Raw genomic sequence first — 17,239 nt, 5'->3', positions numbered from 1 at the left:
CGGTGGCGGGGCAGCCTAGACCTTGAAGCGCGACACGCCGCTGCGCAGGTCGTTGGCCACCAGCGTCAGTTCGTCGATCGCCTGGCTCGACTGCCGCAGCGAATCCACGGTCTGCTGCGCGGCCTCGGACAGCTGCATCAGCGCCTGGTTGATCTGCTCGGCACCGCCCGCCTGCGCCTGCATGCCTTCGCTGACCATCTGCACGCGCGGCGCCAGCGACTGCACCTGCGCGATGATCTGCGACAGCTGATCACCAACCTGGGTGACATCGGACATGCCGCGGCGCACTTCCTCAGAGAACTTGTCCATGCCCATCACGCCGGCCGACACCGCCGACTGGATCTCGCGCACCATCTGCTCGATGTCGTAGGTGGCGACCGCGGTCTGGTCGGCCAGGCGGCGGATCTCAGTGGCCACCACCGAGAAGCCGCGGCCGTACTCGCCGGCCTTCTCGGCCTCGATCGCGGCGTTCAGCGACAGCAGGTTGGTCTGGTCGGCGACCTTGGCGATGGTGGTCACCACCTGGTTGATATTGCCGGCCCTTTCATTGAGCGTGGCGAGCTTGGCGTTGACCGAGCCGGCGGCGTCCATCACATGCTGCATGGTGCCTTCCATGCGCGACAGGCCGACCTGCCCGGTGCCGGCCAGGCCCGCGGTCTGTTCGGCGGCGCTGGAGACCTCGTGGATGGTGCGCACCAGGTCGCGCGCGGTGGCGGCGATCTCGTTGACCGAGGTGGTGACCTGGATCGCGGTGCGCTGCGCCTGGCCCACCAGCGAGGTCAGCTCGCTGCTCATCTGGTTGAAGCCTTCCTCGACCTCGAGGAACTCGTCCTTGCGGCGCAAGGCCATGCGCAGGCGCAGGTCGCCGCCTCGGAGGCCGGCCAGCAGGTCGACGATGGACCGCATCGGCACCGTGATCGCGCGCAGCAGCAGGTAGCCGGCGATCACGGCGACGATTACGGCTGCGATCAACGCGGCTTCGATGCCGATCTTGGCGGCTTCGACGGCCTTCTCGATGCCATGCGCCGCGCGCGTACTGATGGCGCTGTTGTCGTCCACCAGGTGTTGCGCGGCATTGCGCGCGGCGTTCCAGCGTGTGTGGATGTCGCCGCGCATTGCCGCCAGGGCGGTGGCCGCGTCCCATGCCCCGGGGCGGACCAGGACCTGCGCGGCCTGTTCGTATTGCGCGCGCAGGTCGCGATAGGTCTTGAAGGCGGCGCGGTCCTCGTCGCGCAGGATCGAGGTTTCGTACTGCTGCTCGAACTTGTCCAGTCGGCTCGCCACCTCCTGGCCCCGCTGCTGGAGGTCGCGCCGTTCGGCGTCGCCCGAAGCGTTGAGGATCTCCCATGCCAGCACGTAGCGCTCGCCCCAGACGCCGCGGATGCCGGTGCTGTAGGTCAGCCCGGGCAACGCGTCTTGCAGCAGGACCGCGGTGCCGCGCTCAATCGCGTTCAGGCGGGTATAGGCGACAACGCCCATCAGGGCCATGACAAGCAGGATCAGCGAAAAGCTTGCCAGCATGCGCGTGCGGATGGTCCAGTGGTTCACGGTGAAGTCCCGGTGATGTTCTTGTTCAGGAGCGCCCGTTGCCCGCATCGCCGCACTGGCTGCCGCGCCGGGGCGGGGGCGCGGCCCGGGGGGGGGGGGGGCGGCTCGGTGCGCGGTAGGGTACTGCAAGCCGGGTGCCGATTCAACGCACAAGGCGGCGCGGCGGACGACCGGCGTTGCGCCGCCGCATTGCCGTTTGCGCGCAAATCGGAACTGCTTGATTTTTTCCAAGTTTTCGTCACACTTGCTAAATTGCTTGCAGGTAACAATGTCGACAATTACAGATGGGGCAGGGATGGTGGCCAAGTCGGGAGCGAAGGCGACTGGTGCCTCGCCAGGCTCGGATCTCGATCCGCTGACCGGCGTTGACAATCGCCAGGGATTTCTGAAGCGGCTGGAGGTGCGCCTGCAGAGCGAGGCTGTGCCCCGTTGTGCTTTGCTGCTCATCGGTATCGACGACTTCCGCGCCTTCAATGACATGCACGGGCATGCCGAAGGCGACACCGTCCTGCAGCGCGTGGCCCGGCGCCTGCGCGACGCCTCTCCCCGCGACGCCGCCATCGGCCGCGTCGGCAGCGACGAATTCGGCGTGCTGCTGCCCTCCATTTCCGATCCCACGCTGGTGCGCCATGTCGGCGCCGCTATCCTGTCGATGCTGTCGTCCCCGCACGAGCATGACGGCCGCCGCCACCATGTGCTGGCCAGCATCGGCGCCTGCGTGGTTCCCGCCGCCGGCGAACAGGGCTCCGACGTACTGGCCGCCGCCAGCCTGGCGCTGGCCCGCGCCAAGCACGACGGCGGCCGCACCATGCGTTTCTTCAAGCCGCAGATGCGCTCGGACGTGACCACGCGGCTGTCGCTGGTGCAGGCGCTGCACGAAGCCTATGCGCAACGCCAGTTCGAACTGCTGTACCAGCCTCAGGTAGACCTGCGCGACGGCCGCATCCGCGGCGCCGAAGCGCTGATGCGCTGGCGCCATCCGACGCGCGGGCTGCTGACGCCGGCCGTTTTCATCGATGCACTGGCCGCGAGCAGTATCGCTAGCGATGTCGGCATGTGGCTGTTGCAGACCGCGTGCGCGCAGGCGCGCGCATGGTCGCTGGCCTTTCCGCAGGCGCCGCGCGTGGCGATCAACCTGTTTGCCGCGCAGTTGTCCGAGAGCCGCCTGCTGACCGAGGTGCGCCACGTGCTGCGCGCGCTGGAGCTGGCGCCCGACTGCCTGGAAATCGAGATCACCGAGACCATCGCGCTGCAGCAGGGCGACGAGGTTTCCGACCAGCTGCAGGCGCTGCGCCGCGACGGCGTGACGCTGACCTGCGACGACTTCGGCACGGGCTATGCCTCGCTCAGCTTCCTGAAGTCGTTCCCGGTGGACCGGCTCAAGATCGACCAGTCCTTTATCCGCAACGTGACCGAAGATCCGGTCGATGCGGCGATCGTGCGCTCGGTGATCAGCGTGGGGGCGAGCCTGCACATCGGCGTGGTGGCTGAAGGCGTGGAAACGCCCGAGCAGCGCGACTTCCTGCTGGCCAACGGCTGTCATGAGGCGCAGGGCTACCTGTACGGCCGCCCGATGCCGGCCGAGCAGCTGACCCAGCGCCTGCGCGAGCAGGCGGGCGGCTGAGCCCCGGGAAAACCCTTGCCAGCCTGGCTGTCGGGAAAGAGTTGTTTCCACCTTTGACACCCCCCGAGACCCGCCCGCACGGCCGCTGACCTGCCGCCCGCTCGCAGCCTGACTCGGGCCGCCACGCCGTTCGCATTGCAGTGCCACATGGCGAAATACAAGCTTACAAAGTCCGCCGGCCCGCGCATGCCGTCGCGCCCGGCGCCATGTATGGTGACAATAGGGTGACGGCTGCCGCAGGCAGGCGCGCCCTGAAGCGTCTTGTTCCCGTTGCCGACATCCATGTTCGATCCCTCCCGCGATTCTTCCCGAGTTCCTTCCCAGGCTGCCGGCCACAACCGCCGCGCGCAGCGCTCCCGGCTGGCCCTGACCGCGCTGGCGGCGGCCGCCGGCCTGGCCGTGGCGGCCGCTGCACTGGCGCAGGTCCCCCCCGCGCCCGGCGACGCTTACCTCGATGCGCCGGTGGCCGACGCCTCGGCCCAGCAGATCGACCCGTCCTCGCGCATCGCCACGCTGACCGCCGTCGACGGCAACCTGAGCTTTGCGCCGGCGGGGTCGGACGACTGGGCCGCGGCGGGCCTGAACCGACCGGTCACCACCGGCGACCGGCTGTGGCTGGACGCCGGCGGCCGCGCCGAGCTGCACGCGGGCACTGTGGCGATCCGGATGGGCGGCGCCACTGCGGCCAGCATCCTGAACCTGGACGACAGTACCACGCAGGTCAAGCTGACCCAGGGCACGCTGCAACTGCGCGTGCGCGCGCTGCCGCAGGACCAGACCGTGGAGGTGGATACCCCCAACCTGGCCTTCGTCCCGCGCGAGCCGGGCGACTACCGCCTTGACGTCGCGCCCGACGGCAGCACCACCACCGTCACCATGCGCCACGGCAGCGCCGTGGTCTACGGCGACAGCCGCTCGATCGAAATGCAGCGCGGCGACCGCATGCGTTTTGCCGGCACCGACCTGGCCGATGCGGGCGGCGGCGGCGCGCCGGAAGACGCCTTCGACCGCTGGACCGCGGCCCGCGATGCGCGCGAAGACGCCTCGCCATCGGCGCGCTACCTGCCGCGCGAGATGCCGGGCTATGCCGCGCTGGACGACTACGGCGACTGGCAGGAAGACCCCGGCTATGGCGCGGTCTGGTTCCCGCGCGTGGTGAGCGCGGGCTGGGCGCCATACAGCGCCGGGCATTGGGCGTGGATTGCGCCGTGGGGCTGGACCTGGATCGACGATGCGCCGTGGGGCTTCGCGCCCTCGCACTACGGCCGCTGGGCCTATGTCGGCACACGCTGGGGCTGGGTACCCGGGCCGCGCGTGGGGCATCCGTGCTACGCACCTGCGGTAGTTGCCTTCGTCGGCGGCGGCGGTCCGCACTGGAATGTGCGGGTGGGCAACGGGCCTGGCGTGGCCTGGTATCCGCTGGCTCCGCGCGACGCGTACCGTCCGGCCTATCGGGCCAGCCCGACCTACGTCGCGCGCATCAACCGCGTTACCGTCAACAACATCGTGATGGGCGATCGCCGCCCTGGCCCCTACGCCAACCGCAACGTGCCCGGTGCGATCACCGGCATGCCGGCGCGCAACTTTGTCGAAGGCCGGCCGGTGCGCGGCATGCACCGCGAGGAATGGCGCAACCTGCCGACGGGCGAGGCCCGCGGCGGGCCGCCGGTGGCACCCGTCAAGGGCAGCCTGCTGGGCGCGGCCCCGGCGCGGCCGCTGCCGCCGCAGGCGCGGCATGGCTTCGAGCGCCAGGCCATCGCCGCGCGCCCGCCGGGTCGGCCCGCCAGCGATGACCTGGCCCGGCGCTTTGCGCGCGAGGGCGCGGTCGTGCCAGGTGCGGGGCCGGTCTGGCGCGGCGAGCGCATGGATCGCGTGGATCGCGGTGAGCGCGGGCGTCCCGGACGCGCCGAGGCGCGCCCGGCACCCGAGGTGCGCATGAGCCAGGCCGCCATCGCGGCGCGCGATCGCGGCAATGCAAACGCGCCGGCTGAGCCGTGGCGCGGCAACGGCCGGGGCGCCAGCAACCGCCCGGACGAGGCACGCGGCTTCGCCGGCCAGCCGGGTGCGCCCGACGCGCAACGCCAGGCCCAGGCCATGCAGCGCGAACAGCAGCAGGCGCTGCAGCGCCAGCAGATGGAACAGCAACGCGCGCTGCGCGACCAGCAACGGCAGTTGCCCGAGATGCAGCGGCAGCAGCAGGAAGCCCTGCAGCGACAGCAGCGCCAGGGGCAGGACCCGCAGCAACAGGCGCGTGAACTGCAGCGTCAGCAGCAGGAAGCGATGGACCGCCGCCAGCAGGAGCAGCAGCGCCAGTGGCAAGGCCAGGCACGCGAACAGCAGCAGGCGCGCGAACTGCAGCGGCAGCAGCAGGAGGCGATGGACCGGCGCCAGCAGGAGCAGCTGCGCGCCCAGCAGCGCCAGTGGGCCGACGGCCAGGATCGTCCCGATCCGGCGCGGCAGTCGCAGGAGATGCAGCGCCAGCGCTTCGAGCAACAGCGGCAGATGCAGGAGGCGCAGCAGCAGCGGCAGATGCATGAAACCCAGCAACGCCAGGCGCAGGAGGCCCAGCAGCAGCGGCAAATGCAGGAAGGGCGGCAGCGCCAGGCGCAGGACGCGCAACGGCAGCAGATGGAGCAGCAGCGCCAGTTCGACGCGCAGCAGCGGCAGGCCGCCGACCAGCAGCGCCAACAGGTGGAGCGGCAGCGCCAGATGGCCGAGCAGCAGCGCCAGGGCGAGGAGATGCAGCGCCAGCGCTTCGAGCAGCAGCGGCAGGCACAGGAGGCGCAGCAGCGCCAGGCGCAAGCCCAGGCACAGGCCCAGGCCCAGGCCGTGCAGCGCCAGCAGATGGAGCAGCAACGGCAGATGCAGGAGCAGCAACGCCAGCAGGCCATGCAGCGCCAGGTGCACGAGCAGCAGCAACGCGCCGCGCAGGAGCAGCAGCGCGCCATGCAGGAGCAGCAGCGCCAGCAGCAGGACCAGCAACGGCAGATGCAGGAGCGGCAGCGCCAGCAGATGGAGCAGCAACGGCAACAACAACAACAGCAGCAACAGCAGCGCGCGCAGCACGAGCGCGGTCAGATGGAGGCGCGCAACGGGCGGGATGGCGATCGCCGCCAGTAGCGCAGCGCGCGGGCTGGTAAGAAGATAAAAATCGACCCCGGCAAGCCTTGCGGCCTGCCGGGGTTCTTTTTCATTTGCCGGCGCCGCGCGAAGCGGCACCTCAGTTTCGCTTACTTTGCCAGTTCAGACAGCCGTACCTGCGAGATCTTGCCGTTCTGCACCCAGCCCACCACGGTATCGGCCATCGACCCACCCTTGGCATCGATGCCATCGACCTCGTTGGGATTGACCTCCTTGGCCAGCCCCTTCACAGCATCAGGCATCTTCGCGCGGATCGCCGCGGCATCGCTGGTGCTGCCGGCCAGCTTCATCGCGCCGGCAAGCGCATACACCATGGTGTAGTTCAGCGACATCTCGGTGGTGGCATCGCGCCCGTCATGCAGCTTCTTGTACTTGGCGTTGAAGTTCTGCGCGGCCGGGCGGCTGTCGTTGACCAGCGGCAGCACGCCGATCGAGCCCTCCAGCATGCCCAGGCCGTTGGTGACCCTGGCCATCTCGTCCATCTTGGCCTGGTCCATCACGATAAAGCCCCCCTTGAAGCCCAGCTCGCGCGCCTGCTTGACCACCAGCGCGGTCGGCTCCGACGGGCCGCCGACGAACATCACGTCCGGCTTCTCGCTGATCGCGCGCGACACGCCGCTGTAGAAATCGGTCGCCTTGGTGTACGACATCGGGTTGTTGGCCACCACCTTGCCGCCGGCCGCTTCCCACGCCGGCGTGAAGGCCTGCACCCATGCCTTGGCGTAGTCGTGGTCGGCCGGCGCCAGCGCCACGTTCTTGCCGTAGCGCTTCATCTGCGCCTTGATGAAGGGCTCGATATAGCCGGTGTAGGCCGGGGGGATGCGGATGGTCAGCTTGTTGCCGGCGTCGGTGATGCGCGGCACGCTGGAGTAGGCCATCACCAGGAACTTCTCCTGCTCGTTGAAGGCCTGCAGCGCGAAGATGCCACCCGAGTGCGGCACGAAGATCGCTGCGGTCTTGTGCTGCTGCACCAGGCGGCGCCCGTTGATCGCGGCCTCGGCGGGCGAATACTTGTCGTCCAGCGCCACCACTTCCAGCTTGACCTTCTTGCCCTTGACCTCCAGGCCCGAGGCATTGATCTCGTCCACGGCCATCTGCACGCCCGACAGCACGTTCTTGCCATACAGCGCGGCGCCGCCCGACAGCGGGCCGGTATAGCCGATCTTGACCACTTCCTGCGCCAGCGCGGCGCCCGATGCCAGCATGGCGGCCACGGCGGTGGCGGCCAGCGGGAAGATACGGCGCATGATGTTGTGTTGCATGTCTTGTCTCCTGAAAGTACTACGTCTTGTTATGTCTGCCATGCCTTGCTGAACCGCTTGTTTGCTCCCCTCTCCCGCAAGCGGGAGAGGGAGCCCGCAATCGGTAAGGGGTACGGCATCGCGGCTACCACACGTCTACCTATCCCCCGATATACGCCTTCCGAATCCCCTCATCCATCAGCAACGTATCCCGATCCCCCTCCATCACGATCCGCCCGCTCTCGATCACATAGGCGCGATGCGCAATCCCCAGCGCCGCATACGCGTTCTGCTCCGCCAACAGCACCGTCGTGCCCGCACGGTTGATGCGCTGGATGATCTCGAACATCTGCCTGACCACCAGCGGCGCCAGCCCCAGCGACGGCTCGTCGAGCAGCAGCGCGCGCGGCCGGCTCATCAGCGCACGCCCCAGCGCCACCATCTGCTGCTGTCCGCCCGACAGCGAGCCGGCCGGATCATCCTTCTTCTGGCGCAGGATCGGGAACAGTTCATAGACCTCTTCCAGCGTCTTGCGGATACCCGCGCCATCGCGCCGGTGCACATAGGCGCCCAGCACCAGGTTCTTCTCCACGCTCATCGCCGGGAACAGCTTGCGGCCCTCGGGGCAATGCACCAGCCCCGCCTGCACGATCTGCGACGGCTTCATGCCCGACAGCTCGCGCCCGTCAAAGCGCATGCTGCCGCCGCTGATGCGGTGGATCGCGCTCATCGCCAGGAAGATCGAGCTCTTGCCGGCGCCGTTGGCGCCCAGCAGCACCACCAGCTCGCCGGCGCTGGCGTGCAGGGTGATGTTGTCGAGGGCGCGGAAGCTGCCGTACGACAGCGAAACGCGTTCAAGCTGCAACATGGTCGGCTCCCAGGTAGGCCTCGATGACATGGGGATCCTGCTGGATCTGCGCGGGCGTGCCTTCGGCGATCTTCTCGCCGTAGTTCAGCACCATGATCTTGTCGGCGAGGCGCATGATCATGTCCATCTTGTGTTCGATCAGGCAGACCGTCTTGCCATGGCGCACCATCTTGCGGATCAGCTCCGCGAGGCCGACGGTCTCTTCCGGGTTGACGCCGCCTGCCGGTTCGTCGAGCAGCAGCAGCTCCGGGTCGGTCGCCAGCGCCAGCGCAAAGGCCACCCGTTTGCGCGCCTCTTGCGTGATATCGGCGGCGACCTCGTGCGCCAGGTGCGACAGCCCGACGAAGTCCAGCGCCGCTTCGGCCTTGTCGCGGCACAAGCGCTCTTCTTCACGCAGGCGGCGCGTGTTGAACAGCACGTCGCGCAGGCCGGAGTGGGTGCGCAGGCGGTGGCCGACGATCAGGTTGTCGAGCACCGTGGCGCGGTCGAACAGCGCCGTGGCCTGGAAGGTGCGCGCCACGCCCAGGCGCGCGATCTGGTCGGCGCGCAGGCCGGCGACGTCCTGGCCCTTGAACAGGATCTGGCCGGAGCTGGGCGCATGCGTGCCCGCCACCAGGTTGAAGAAGGTGGTCTTGCCGGCGCCGTTGGGCCCGATGATGGCGTTGATATGCCCTTGCTCGAAGGTCACCGACACGTCGTGCACCGCGGTCAGGCCGCCGAATTTCTTGGTGAGGTTGCGGATCTCAAGCATGGTCGGCTCCGGCGCGGGTGGTCGGGGTCTGGACAGGGGCGGGAGCGGGCGCCGACTGCGCCAGCTTGCCGCGCCGCGCGGCCGCGGCCTTGCGCGCCTGCTTCTTCAGGTAAGAGCCGGCGATGCCGTCCGGGAAGAAGATGATCAGCAGGATCAGCACCGGGCCGAACACCAGCATGCGGTAGTCCTGCATGAACTGCAGCGACTGCGTGACCCACGGCACCAGCACCGCACCCAGCAGCGGCCCGAAGATCGTGCCGATGCCGCCCACCAGCATCGACATCACCATGTCGAAGGTCAGGTCAGTGCGGGCGATGTCCGGTCCCAGGAAGCGCACCTGGCCGGCGTACAGCGCGCCCGCAAAGCCGGCGTAGCCCACCGACAGCACGAACGACAACACCTTGGTGCGCATCAGGTTGATGCCCAGCGCCTCGGCCAGCGCGTCGCTGTTGCGCACGGCCATGAAGCTGCGGCCCAGCAGCGAGGTGACGATGCGGTGCATCAGGAAGGTGCCGATGGCCAGGAAGCACAGCACCAGGTAGTACTGGGCCTGCACGCTGTCGAACGCGACCGGGCCGATCGACGCCGGCACCGGGATGCCGATCAGGCCCACCGTGCCGTGGGTCAGGCTTTCCCACTTCTCGATCAGCAGGTAGATGATGTAGCCGATGCACATGGTGAAGATCGAGAAGTAATGGCCCTTGAGCCGCAGCGACACCACGCCGACCACATAGCCCAGCACCATGCAGACCACGCCCGCCAGCGCGAACGCCAGCCAGAACGGCACCTGGTGGTCCACGGTCAGGATGCCCAGCGTATAGGCGCCGATCGCCATGAAGCCGCCGTGCGCCAGGTTGAGCTGGCCGGTATAGCCGGTGATCAGGTTCAGCCCCAGTGTGGCGAGGGCATAGATGAATGCCAGCGTCATCACGGTCAGGTAGTAGCTGTTGGGCGTGATCAGCGGGAAGGCGATGGCCAGTGCCAGCAGCAGCATCCAGCCGGTTTTTCCTTGCAGTGCTTTCATGTCTTGCGCTCCTCAGGCTGCCTTGCCGGCAAACAGGCCCTGCGGCCGGATCGACAGGATCACCACCAGCAGCACGAAGGCGATGATGTCCTTGTAGTCGGTGGAAACGTAGAAGCCGCCGAAGCTCTCGGCCATGCCGATGATCAGCCCGCCGACGATGGCCCCGGGGATGCTGCCCATGCCACCCAGGATGATGATGACGAAGGCCTTGGTGATCACCAGGTTGCCCATGCTGGGGTAGACCAGGTTGATCGGCGCATAGAGCGTGGCGGCGATCGCGGCGAGCGCGCCGGAGATGGCGAAGACCAGCAGCGTCACGCGCGTGGCATCGATGCCGACCAGCGCTGCGCCTTCGCGGTTCTGCGCCATCGCCATGATGGTGGCGCCGGTCATGGTGCGCGTGAGGAACAGGTGCAGCAGCACCATCAGCGCAAAGGCGGCGCCGATGATCAGCAACCGCTGCAGCGGTGCGGTCAGGCCGAAGATATCGACGATCTGCCCGTACGGCGTGGGCATGCGGTGGAAGTCCGCGCCCCACAGCGCCTGCGCGCCGGCTTCCAGGAACAGCAGGATGCCGATCGCCGCGATCATGTCGTGCAGTTCGGGCGAGTTGCGCAGCGGGTGGAACACCAGCCGGTCGGCCAGCATCGACAGCGCCGCCACCACCAGCGCCGCGCCCAGCATCGCCAGCCAGTAATTCACGCCGAGCGACGTCATCAGGTAGTAGGAGACGTAGGCGCCGGCCATGTAGAACGCGCCGTGCGCGAAGTTGGGCACGTGCAGGATGCCGTAGACCAGCGTCAGGCCAAGGGCCACCAGGCTGTACACGCCGCCCAGCGTCAGGCCGTTCAGGATCTGTTGAAGGAACAATGCCACAGGGGTACCTCGTGCGGTTCGGGGAAACCAGGCACGCGCAGGCGCGGGCCGTGCGTGCTCCGTCGCGGCGGCGCCAGGCGCGGCCACGGCAAAGGAATCAGGGGGCGAGGATCAGGCGGGCGGCAAGGCGGGTGCGCGCGCCGCTGCGCGGGCGTGGCACCGTGGCCCACCGTGGTGAAGCGCGCCGTGGAAATCACGGTGCGGGTGCGCGGATGCGTGTTGCAGGTGCTGCATGGCTGTCTCCTGTGCGATGCGGCGCGATGGCCGCCCGGCAAGCCGGGACGCTGGCCGCGTCAGCATGGACGGCGGCGTTGCGAGCCGGTGACGAGGTGTCGGGAGTGTTCCCGCACGGTCGTTCGTTTTCACCGACTGTTGCATACGCTTCGCAGCATCGTCAAGGAAAGCGGGCGAGTATTCCGCACAGCGAAATAGCCGGCGGAACGTATTCGGGTATGCCCCGAGAGGGTCTACCCGCCGCCATCGACGGCGCATATGACCCCTATGTTTTCCCTACATACCGGTCCACTGCGCGGCCCCGAAGCTGTTATCAAGAGTCTTGTTCCGGACCGTCTGCCCATGAAGCGCACCACCACCATCCCGATGCCGCCACCCGACGCCGCGCACACGCTGGCGCCGGCCGATGCGCAGGCGGGCGCTGGCTGCGCCGACGACCGCAATTTCGTCACGGCGCTGGCGCGCGGCATGGAGCTGTTGCGTGCCTTCGGACCGCGGGATGACTACCTCGGCAATGCGGAGTTGTCGCGGCGCACCGGCATCCCGCGCCCGACCGTGTCGCGGCTCACCTATACGCTGGCCACGCTCGGCTACCTGACCTATATCGAGGCCATCGAGAAATATCGGCTCGGCCAGGGCGCGATGGCGCTCGGCCACCGCTATGTGGCTGGCGCCGGCATCCGCGAGATCGCGCAGCCGCTGATGCAGTCGCTGGCGTTCGCCACCGATTGCACGGTGGCGCTGGCGATGCCGGACCGGCACGCCATGGTCTACCTGGAAAGCTGCCAGCCGCGCGGCGCGCTGGTGATCCGGCTGGCGCACGGCGCGCGCCTGCCGATGGCGACCTCGGCGATCGGCCGCGCCTGGCTGGCGGGACTGGACGCCGACCACCGCGAGGCCGCGCTGGCCGAGCTGGCGCGCCACCACGGCGCGGACTGGCCCGGCGTGCGCGCCGGCATCGAACGCGCGCTGCGCGACCACGCGCGGCGCGGCTTTTGCGTGGCGCATGCCGAATGGGACCGCACTGTCAGCGGTGCCGCCGCGCCGCTGCGGCTGGCGGGCAGCAGCGAGGTGCTGGCGCTGAATATCGGCGGTGCCGCGGCGCGGCTGTCGCCGGAGATCCTGGAAGGCAACCTGGGCCCGCGCATCCGCGAACTGGCCGAGACGTTGCAATCGCGCCTGTGGCAGCCGGGCGGCGCGCGTGCGTCGGCCCGCGTTGTGTCGGCGCAGCCCGAGCCCCACTCCGAACCCTGCACCCACGCGTCCAACGACTGACGCGGCCATCCCTATTCAACGAGGAGACAACCGATGGAAGTACGCAACAAGACCGTGGTGGTGACCGGCGCCGCCACCGGCATCGGACGCGCGCTGGCGCTGGCCTTTGCCCAGGCCGGCGCGCGCGGCGTGGCGGTGGCCGACCTGAACGCGGCGGGCGCCGCCACCGTGGCCGCCGAAATCCAGGCCGCGGTGCCGGCGTGCGACGTGTTCGCGCAGGCGGTCGACGTCGCCGATGCCGCCGCGGTGCAGGGCCTGGTCGACGAAGCCACGCGCCGCTTCGGCCAGGTCGAAATCTTCTGCTCCAACGCCGGCATCATTCTGCGCAAGGGCCTGGAAGCGAGCGCCGACGACTGGCAGCGCATCTGGGAGATCAACGTGATGGCGCATATCCATGCGGCGCGCGCGGTGCTGCCGCAGATGCTGGAGCGCGGCGACGGCTACTTCGTCAACACCGTGTCGGCCGCGGGGCTGTTGTCGCAGATCGGCTCGGCGCCGTATGCGGTGACCAAGCATGCCGCCATCGGCTTTGCCGAATGGCTGTCGATCACCTACGGCGACCGTGGCATCAAGGTCAGCTGCATCTGCCCACAAGGGGTGCAGACCAATATGCTGTTCGGCGAGAAGGGCGAGCGCAAGGGCTTCCTGCAGGAAGGCTCGGTCACCGCCGAGCATGTGGCAGCGATGACGCTGGAAGGCGTGGCCGACGAGCGCTTCCTGATCTTGCCGCACCCCGAGGTGCTTGAGTACTATCGCCGCAAGGGCCAGGACTACGACCGCTGGCTGCGCGGCATGCGGCGCCTGCACGACAAGGTGATGCAGGAGTTCGGCGGCATCGCGGTGTAGGGCGCGGCAGGTTCAGACGGCGGCAGTGGCCGCCGTCTTCACATAGCGGGCGGCCACGCAGCCGCCGGCAACAGGAGGAGCACCCATGCGTTTCGGCACCCTTGCCGCGGCAATGCTTGTCACATCCGCGCTGGCCGGCGCGGCCCCCGCGCTCGCGCAGACCTGGCCCGCCAAGCCGATCCGGATCGTGGTCGGCTTCCCGACCGGCGGCGCGCCCGATACGCTGGCCCGCATCATCTCGGAAAAGATCTCGCCGTCGTGGGGCCAGCCCGTGATCGTGGACAACAAGCCCGGCGCGGGCGGCAATATCGGCGCCGAGACGGTGGCGCACGCGCCGGCAGACGGCTACACGCTGGCACTGGGCACGGTCGGCACGCACTCGATCAACGGCGCGTTGTACAGCAAGATGCAGTACGACATGGTGAAGGATTTCGCGCCGGTCATGCTGATCGCCTCGACGCCCAACGTGCTGGTGGTCAACCCCGGCGTGCCGGCGAAGACCACGGCCGAGCTGATCGCGCTGGCCAAGTCCAAGCCCGGCGCGCTGACCTTCGGCACGCCCGGCGTCGGCACCTCGCCGCACGTGGCGGGCGAGATGTTCAATTCGATGGCCGGGGTCAAGATCACGCACGTGCCCTACAAGGGTCGCGCCATGGCCATCCCCGACCTGCTCGGCGGCCATATCACGATGATGTTCGACAACCTGCCGTCGGCGCTGCCGGTGGTGCGCGAAGGCAAGCTGCGCGCGCTGGGCATTACCAGCGCGAAGCGCTCGGCTTCAGCGCCGGATATCCCGACGCTGGCCGAGCAGGGCCTGCCGGGTTTCGAGGCGGATTCGTGGTTTGCGGTGTTCGCACCGGCCAACACGCCGAAGGAGGTAGTGGCGAAGCTCAATGCTGAGTTCAACCGCATCTTCACGCTGCCGGACGTGCAGGCCAGGCTGAAGACGCTGGGGCTGGACCCGATCCTGGGCTCGCCGGAGAAGCTGGCGTCGTACCAGCGCCAGGAGATCGCGAAGTGGGCGAAGGTGGTGAAGGAATCGGGCGCGAAGGCGGAGTAAGCGTCCGCCGGTTCCCTCTGCGGCGACGGTTTGCTCCCCTCTCCCCAACCCTCTCCCGCAAGCGGGAGAGGGCGCACACAATCGGTGTGCGACCTCCACGGTTCTGTAATCCGATCCGCAACACCGCCGGTTTGCCCACAATCGATGAGCGAAGGGCCTAAGCGTCCGGCTCCACCGCCGTCCGCGCAGGCTCCACGCCATTCGTATCCCGCAACCGGCTCAGGCTGATCACCGCCCCCAGCGTCGCCACGACCGCTGCCACATACAACGCGATACGTGCCGCTCCGGTCGGCGCCAGGCTGAACAACAGCGCCACCACCGCCGTGCCGGTCGTCTGCCCCAGCAGCCGCGTGGTCGCCTGCGCCCCGCTGGCGCCGCCGCTGCGCTCCGGCGGCGTGGCGCCGATCATGGCGCGATTGTTGGGCGACTGGAAGAAACCGAAGCCCGTGCCGCACATCGCCATGCGCCAGGCAATATCCAGGCTGCTCGCATCCGGCCCCAGCGTCGCCAGCCCGACCAGCCCGCCCGCCAGCATGGCCAGCCCGACGCCGGCGAGGATGCTGGCCGGATAGCGGTCCGACAGCCGGCCCGATACCGTCGCCATCATCGCCACCATCAGCGGCCAGGGCGTGATCAGCAGCCCGGTTTCCTGCAGCGAGCGGCCCAACTGGTACTCCAGGTAGAAGGGCAGCGCCACGAAGGAGAGCATCTGCGTCATGAACGAGCAGAACGACGTGCCCACCGCCAGCGTGAAGGCGCGGCTGGCGAACAGGTCCACCGGCACCAGCGGCGCGGCCCGTCCGCGCTGGCGCCGCACCAGCAGCCAGCCCAGCACTACGGCCGCGGCCAGTCCCACGCCGCCGGCAATGCGCCAGCCGGCGTGCCCGAGCCCGTCCACGCTGAGGATAAACATGCCGAACACCAGCGCCGACAGCGCCGCGCTGGGATAGTCGAAATCGCGCGGCTGCGGCGGCGTCGCCGGCAGCGCGGTGCGGCTCAGCGCGAGCGCGAAGATCGCCACCGGCACGTTCACGGCGAACAGCCACTGCCAGCTCGCCACCGCCAGGATCAGTGCCCCGAGCGACGGACCCACGGCGATGGTCACGCCCACCACCAGCGCGTTCAGCCCGATGCCGCGGCCCAGCTTGGTGGGCGGATAGATAAATCGCACCAGCGCGGTATTGACGCTCATGATGCCGGCACCGCCGATGCCCTGCAGCACGCGCGCCGCCACCAGCATCGGCAGGTTGACCGCCAGCGCGCACAGCAGCGAGCCCACCAGGAAGGTTGCAAGCCCCGCACGGTACACGCGCTTGTAGCCGAGGATATCGCCCAGCGAAGACAGCGGCAGCAGGCACACGGTCACTGTCAGCTGGTAGGCGTTGACCACCCAGATGGTGCTGGCCGGGTCGGAGTGCAGCTCGCGCGAGATCGAGGGCAGGGCGATGTTGGCGATCGAGCCATCGAGCACGGCCATGATCAGGCCGCAGAAAACGGTGAGGATCGCCCAGGTGCGCTGTGGCTGGGGGAGGCCTTGTTCTGGCTGCATGGGGGGAAACATTGAAGACAATGCCGCGCCAGGAATAGCCAGGGTGGCGGCCAGGGCACGGCACCGCCATTATCGTCCCGCGTGGCGGCACTCGCAAATCCGCCAATTGTGGTAGGGGCCGTCGCTGCGCCGCTATCCGGCCGCCTCCCCGGCCGTCATATAGCGCTGCAGCCGTGCCTGCAGCGCTTTGGCCGCGGCCGCTGTGGCCGGTGTCCAGCCTGCGCTGCCGTCGCATAGCGCTTCCAGCGCCCGGCACTCGCCGACGATGGACTTGCGGCGCACGATCATGAAGGCGCCCGCCGTGGCGTGCGCCCAGCGCCGCAGGGCCGGCAGGTCCCGCAGTGCCACGATGCGGGCCAGTTCCGGCAGGTCGTGCCGGAGCTGGCTGCGCAGCATGGTTTCGTAGCGGCGTCGGCGTCGGCGGGGTTGCCGGTAGCGGAATCGCTATCGGAATCGGTGGAGATATCGCCATCGATAACGGCAGCCGCAGCGCCCCCCGCCATAGCCACTGGCGCGTCTCCGCTGCCAGCGCCCGTGCGCCACTCACCGCGCTGCCAATGTCCGCCAGCCCCGGCAGCCCGCGCAAGCATGCCTGCAGGTCCTGCAGCGACGCCGGCTTGGGCACGTACCCGCTGAATCCGCGCTGCTGCCAGTCTTCGGACGATTCGCTCGTGAACGCGCTGAAGGCCAGCACCGGTATGCAGGGATGCTGCGCGCGCACCGCGCTCAGCAGTTCGTGGCCGTCCATCACCGGCATGTGCATATCGGTCAGCACCGCGTCGACACGCGTGCTTTCCAGCACCGCCAGCGCCTGCTTGCCGTTGCCGACCACGATCGGCTGGCAGCCGAGCGTCTGCAGCTGCTCGGTGATCAGGGCCTGGTTCAGCGGGTTGTCCTCGGCGACCAGGATCGTCGGCGCCGCCGTTGCCGCGGCCAATGCGGGCAGTCGCTGCGGTGGTGCGTACCCGGGGGCCGGCGCCGCGCTGTCGACCGCCAGCGCCACGCACTCAAGCAGCGCGCGGTGGCTGAACGCGGTGACCTCCAGGACGCCGGGCGCGCGCTGGCGCGCACGGTGCGGGCCCTCCAGCGTGACCCACACCACCATGATCTGCGTGGCCTCGCGCAGGCTGGCAAGGGTTCCCAGCGGATACTCGTCGGTGGCCACGATGACCTGGGGCGCCTTGAAATGCAGGGTTTCCTGC

General features: G+C 68.9%; 13 protein-coding genes and 1 pseudogene. 5 read left to right on the top strand and 9 right to left on the bottom strand.

What is annotated here, in order from left to right:
* Nucleotides 1-15 precede the first annotated feature (15 nt).
* The gene (locus tag K307_RS16530) at nucleotides 16-1,596 is read right to left on the bottom strand and encodes a methyl-accepting chemotaxis protein (protein ID WP_042879692.1); all 1,581 of its coding nucleotides are present in this window, start codon (nucleotides 1,594-1,596) and stop codon (nucleotides 16-18) included.
* 247 nt (nucleotides 1,597-1,843) lie between these two features.
* On the opposite strand from K307_RS16530, the gene K307_RS16525 reads away from it, so the two are divergent.
* Both K307_RS16525 and K307_RS16520 read left to right on the top strand, forming a co-directional pair.
* The gene (locus K307_RS16525) at nucleotides 1,844-3,172 is read left to right on the top strand and encodes a putative bifunctional diguanylate cyclase/phosphodiesterase (RefSeq protein WP_042879691.1); all 1,329 of its coding nucleotides are present in this window, start codon (nucleotides 1,844-1,846) and stop codon (nucleotides 3,170-3,172) included.
* A gap of 282 nt (nucleotides 3,173-3,454) precedes the next feature.
* Nucleotides 3,455-6,292, top strand: coding sequence for a DUF6600 domain-containing protein (locus tag K307_RS16520; RefSeq protein WP_230625721.1), 2,838 nt, complete (start codon nucleotides 3,455-3,457; stop codon nucleotides 6,290-6,292).
* Nucleotides 6,293-6,402: 110 nt separating this feature from the next.
* Here K307_RS16520 and K307_RS16515 read toward each other — a convergent pair whose 3' ends face one another.
* The 5 genes from K307_RS16515 to K307_RS16495 form a co-directional block, all read right to left on the bottom strand.
* On the bottom strand, nucleotides 6,403-7,575 hold the full coding sequence (locus tag K307_RS16515; RefSeq protein WP_042879689.1) for an ABC transporter substrate-binding protein: 1,173 nt from the start codon (nucleotides 7,573-7,575) through the stop codon (nucleotides 6,403-6,405).
* A 139-nt stretch (nucleotides 7,576-7,714) separates the two neighbouring features.
* Complete coding sequence (locus K307_RS16510) at nucleotides 7,715-8,422, bottom strand: ABC transporter ATP-binding protein (RefSeq protein WP_042879686.1); 708 nt, start codon at nucleotides 8,420-8,422, stop codon at nucleotides 7,715-7,717.
* Nucleotides 8,409-9,173 carry an ABC transporter ATP-binding protein gene (locus tag K307_RS16505; RefSeq protein ID WP_042879684.1) on the bottom strand — a complete coding sequence of 255 codons (765 nt, stop codon included), beginning with the start codon at nucleotides 9,171-9,173 and terminating at the stop codon, nucleotides 8,409-8,411. Before K307_RS16505 ends, K307_RS16510 begins: the two co-directional genes overlap by 14 nt.
* Nucleotides 9,166-10,197, bottom strand: a complete 1,032-nt coding sequence (locus K307_RS16500) for a branched-chain amino acid ABC transporter permease (RefSeq protein ID WP_042879683.1) — start codon at nucleotides 10,195-10,197, stop codon at nucleotides 9,166-9,168. Before K307_RS16500 ends, K307_RS16505 begins: the two co-directional genes overlap by 8 nt.
* A gap of 12 nt (nucleotides 10,198-10,209) precedes the next feature.
* The gene (locus K307_RS16495; RefSeq protein WP_042879681.1) at nucleotides 10,210-11,073 is read right to left on the bottom strand and encodes a branched-chain amino acid ABC transporter permease; all 864 of its coding nucleotides are present in this window, start codon (nucleotides 11,071-11,073) and stop codon (nucleotides 10,210-10,212) included.
* Between the two features lie 576 nt (nucleotides 11,074-11,649).
* Here K307_RS16495 and K307_RS16490 point away from each other — a divergent pair.
* The 3 genes from K307_RS16490 to K307_RS16480 all read left to right on the top strand — a co-directional run bounded on the left by K307_RS16490 (nucleotide 11,650) and on the right by K307_RS16480 (nucleotide 14,488).
* Nucleotides 11,650-12,582, top strand: a complete 933-nt coding sequence (locus K307_RS16490; RefSeq protein WP_042879680.1) for an IclR family transcriptional regulator — start codon at nucleotides 11,650-11,652, stop codon at nucleotides 12,580-12,582.
* A 33-nt stretch (nucleotides 12,583-12,615) separates the two neighbouring features.
* Entirely contained in the window at nucleotides 12,616-13,428 is an 813-nt protein-coding gene (locus K307_RS16485; protein ID WP_042879679.1) for an SDR family oxidoreductase, read from the top strand.
* Nucleotides 13,429-13,513: 85 nt separating this feature from the next.
* Nucleotides 13,514-14,488 carry a Bug family tripartite tricarboxylate transporter substrate binding protein gene (locus K307_RS16480; RefSeq protein ID WP_042879677.1) on the top strand — a complete coding sequence of 325 codons (975 nt, stop codon included), beginning with the start codon at nucleotides 13,514-13,516 and terminating at the stop codon, nucleotides 14,486-14,488.
* A gap of 157 nt (nucleotides 14,489-14,645) precedes the next feature.
* Here the strand turns inward: K307_RS16480 and K307_RS16475 are convergent, their stop codons facing one another.
* The 3 genes and pseudogenes from K307_RS16475 to K307_RS49505 form a co-directional block, all read right to left on the bottom strand.
* On the bottom strand, nucleotides 14,646-16,037 hold the full coding sequence (locus tag K307_RS16475) for an MFS transporter (RefSeq protein WP_080745045.1): 1,392 nt from the start codon (nucleotides 16,035-16,037) through the stop codon (nucleotides 14,646-14,648).
* A gap of 132 nt (nucleotides 16,038-16,169) precedes the next feature.
* Complete coding sequence (locus tag K307_RS16470) at nucleotides 16,170-16,433, bottom strand: Hpt domain-containing protein (protein ID WP_051974933.1); 264 nt, start codon at nucleotides 16,431-16,433, stop codon at nucleotides 16,170-16,172.
* Nucleotides 16,434-16,680: 247 nt separating this feature from the next.
* Nucleotides 16,681-17,142 (bottom strand): annotated as a pseudogene (locus tag K307_RS49505) (response regulator); the annotation flags it as partial.
* Nucleotides 17,143-17,239 lie beyond the last annotated feature (97 nt).

Source organism: Cupriavidus necator A5-1 (genome assembly GCF_000744095.1).
In the GTDB taxonomy this organism is placed as follows: Bacteria; Pseudomonadota; Gammaproteobacteria; order Burkholderiales; family Burkholderiaceae; genus Cupriavidus; species Cupriavidus necator_A.
Note: the sequence above shows the minus strand (reverse complement) of the source record. Positions and strands in the feature narration are given on the sequence as shown.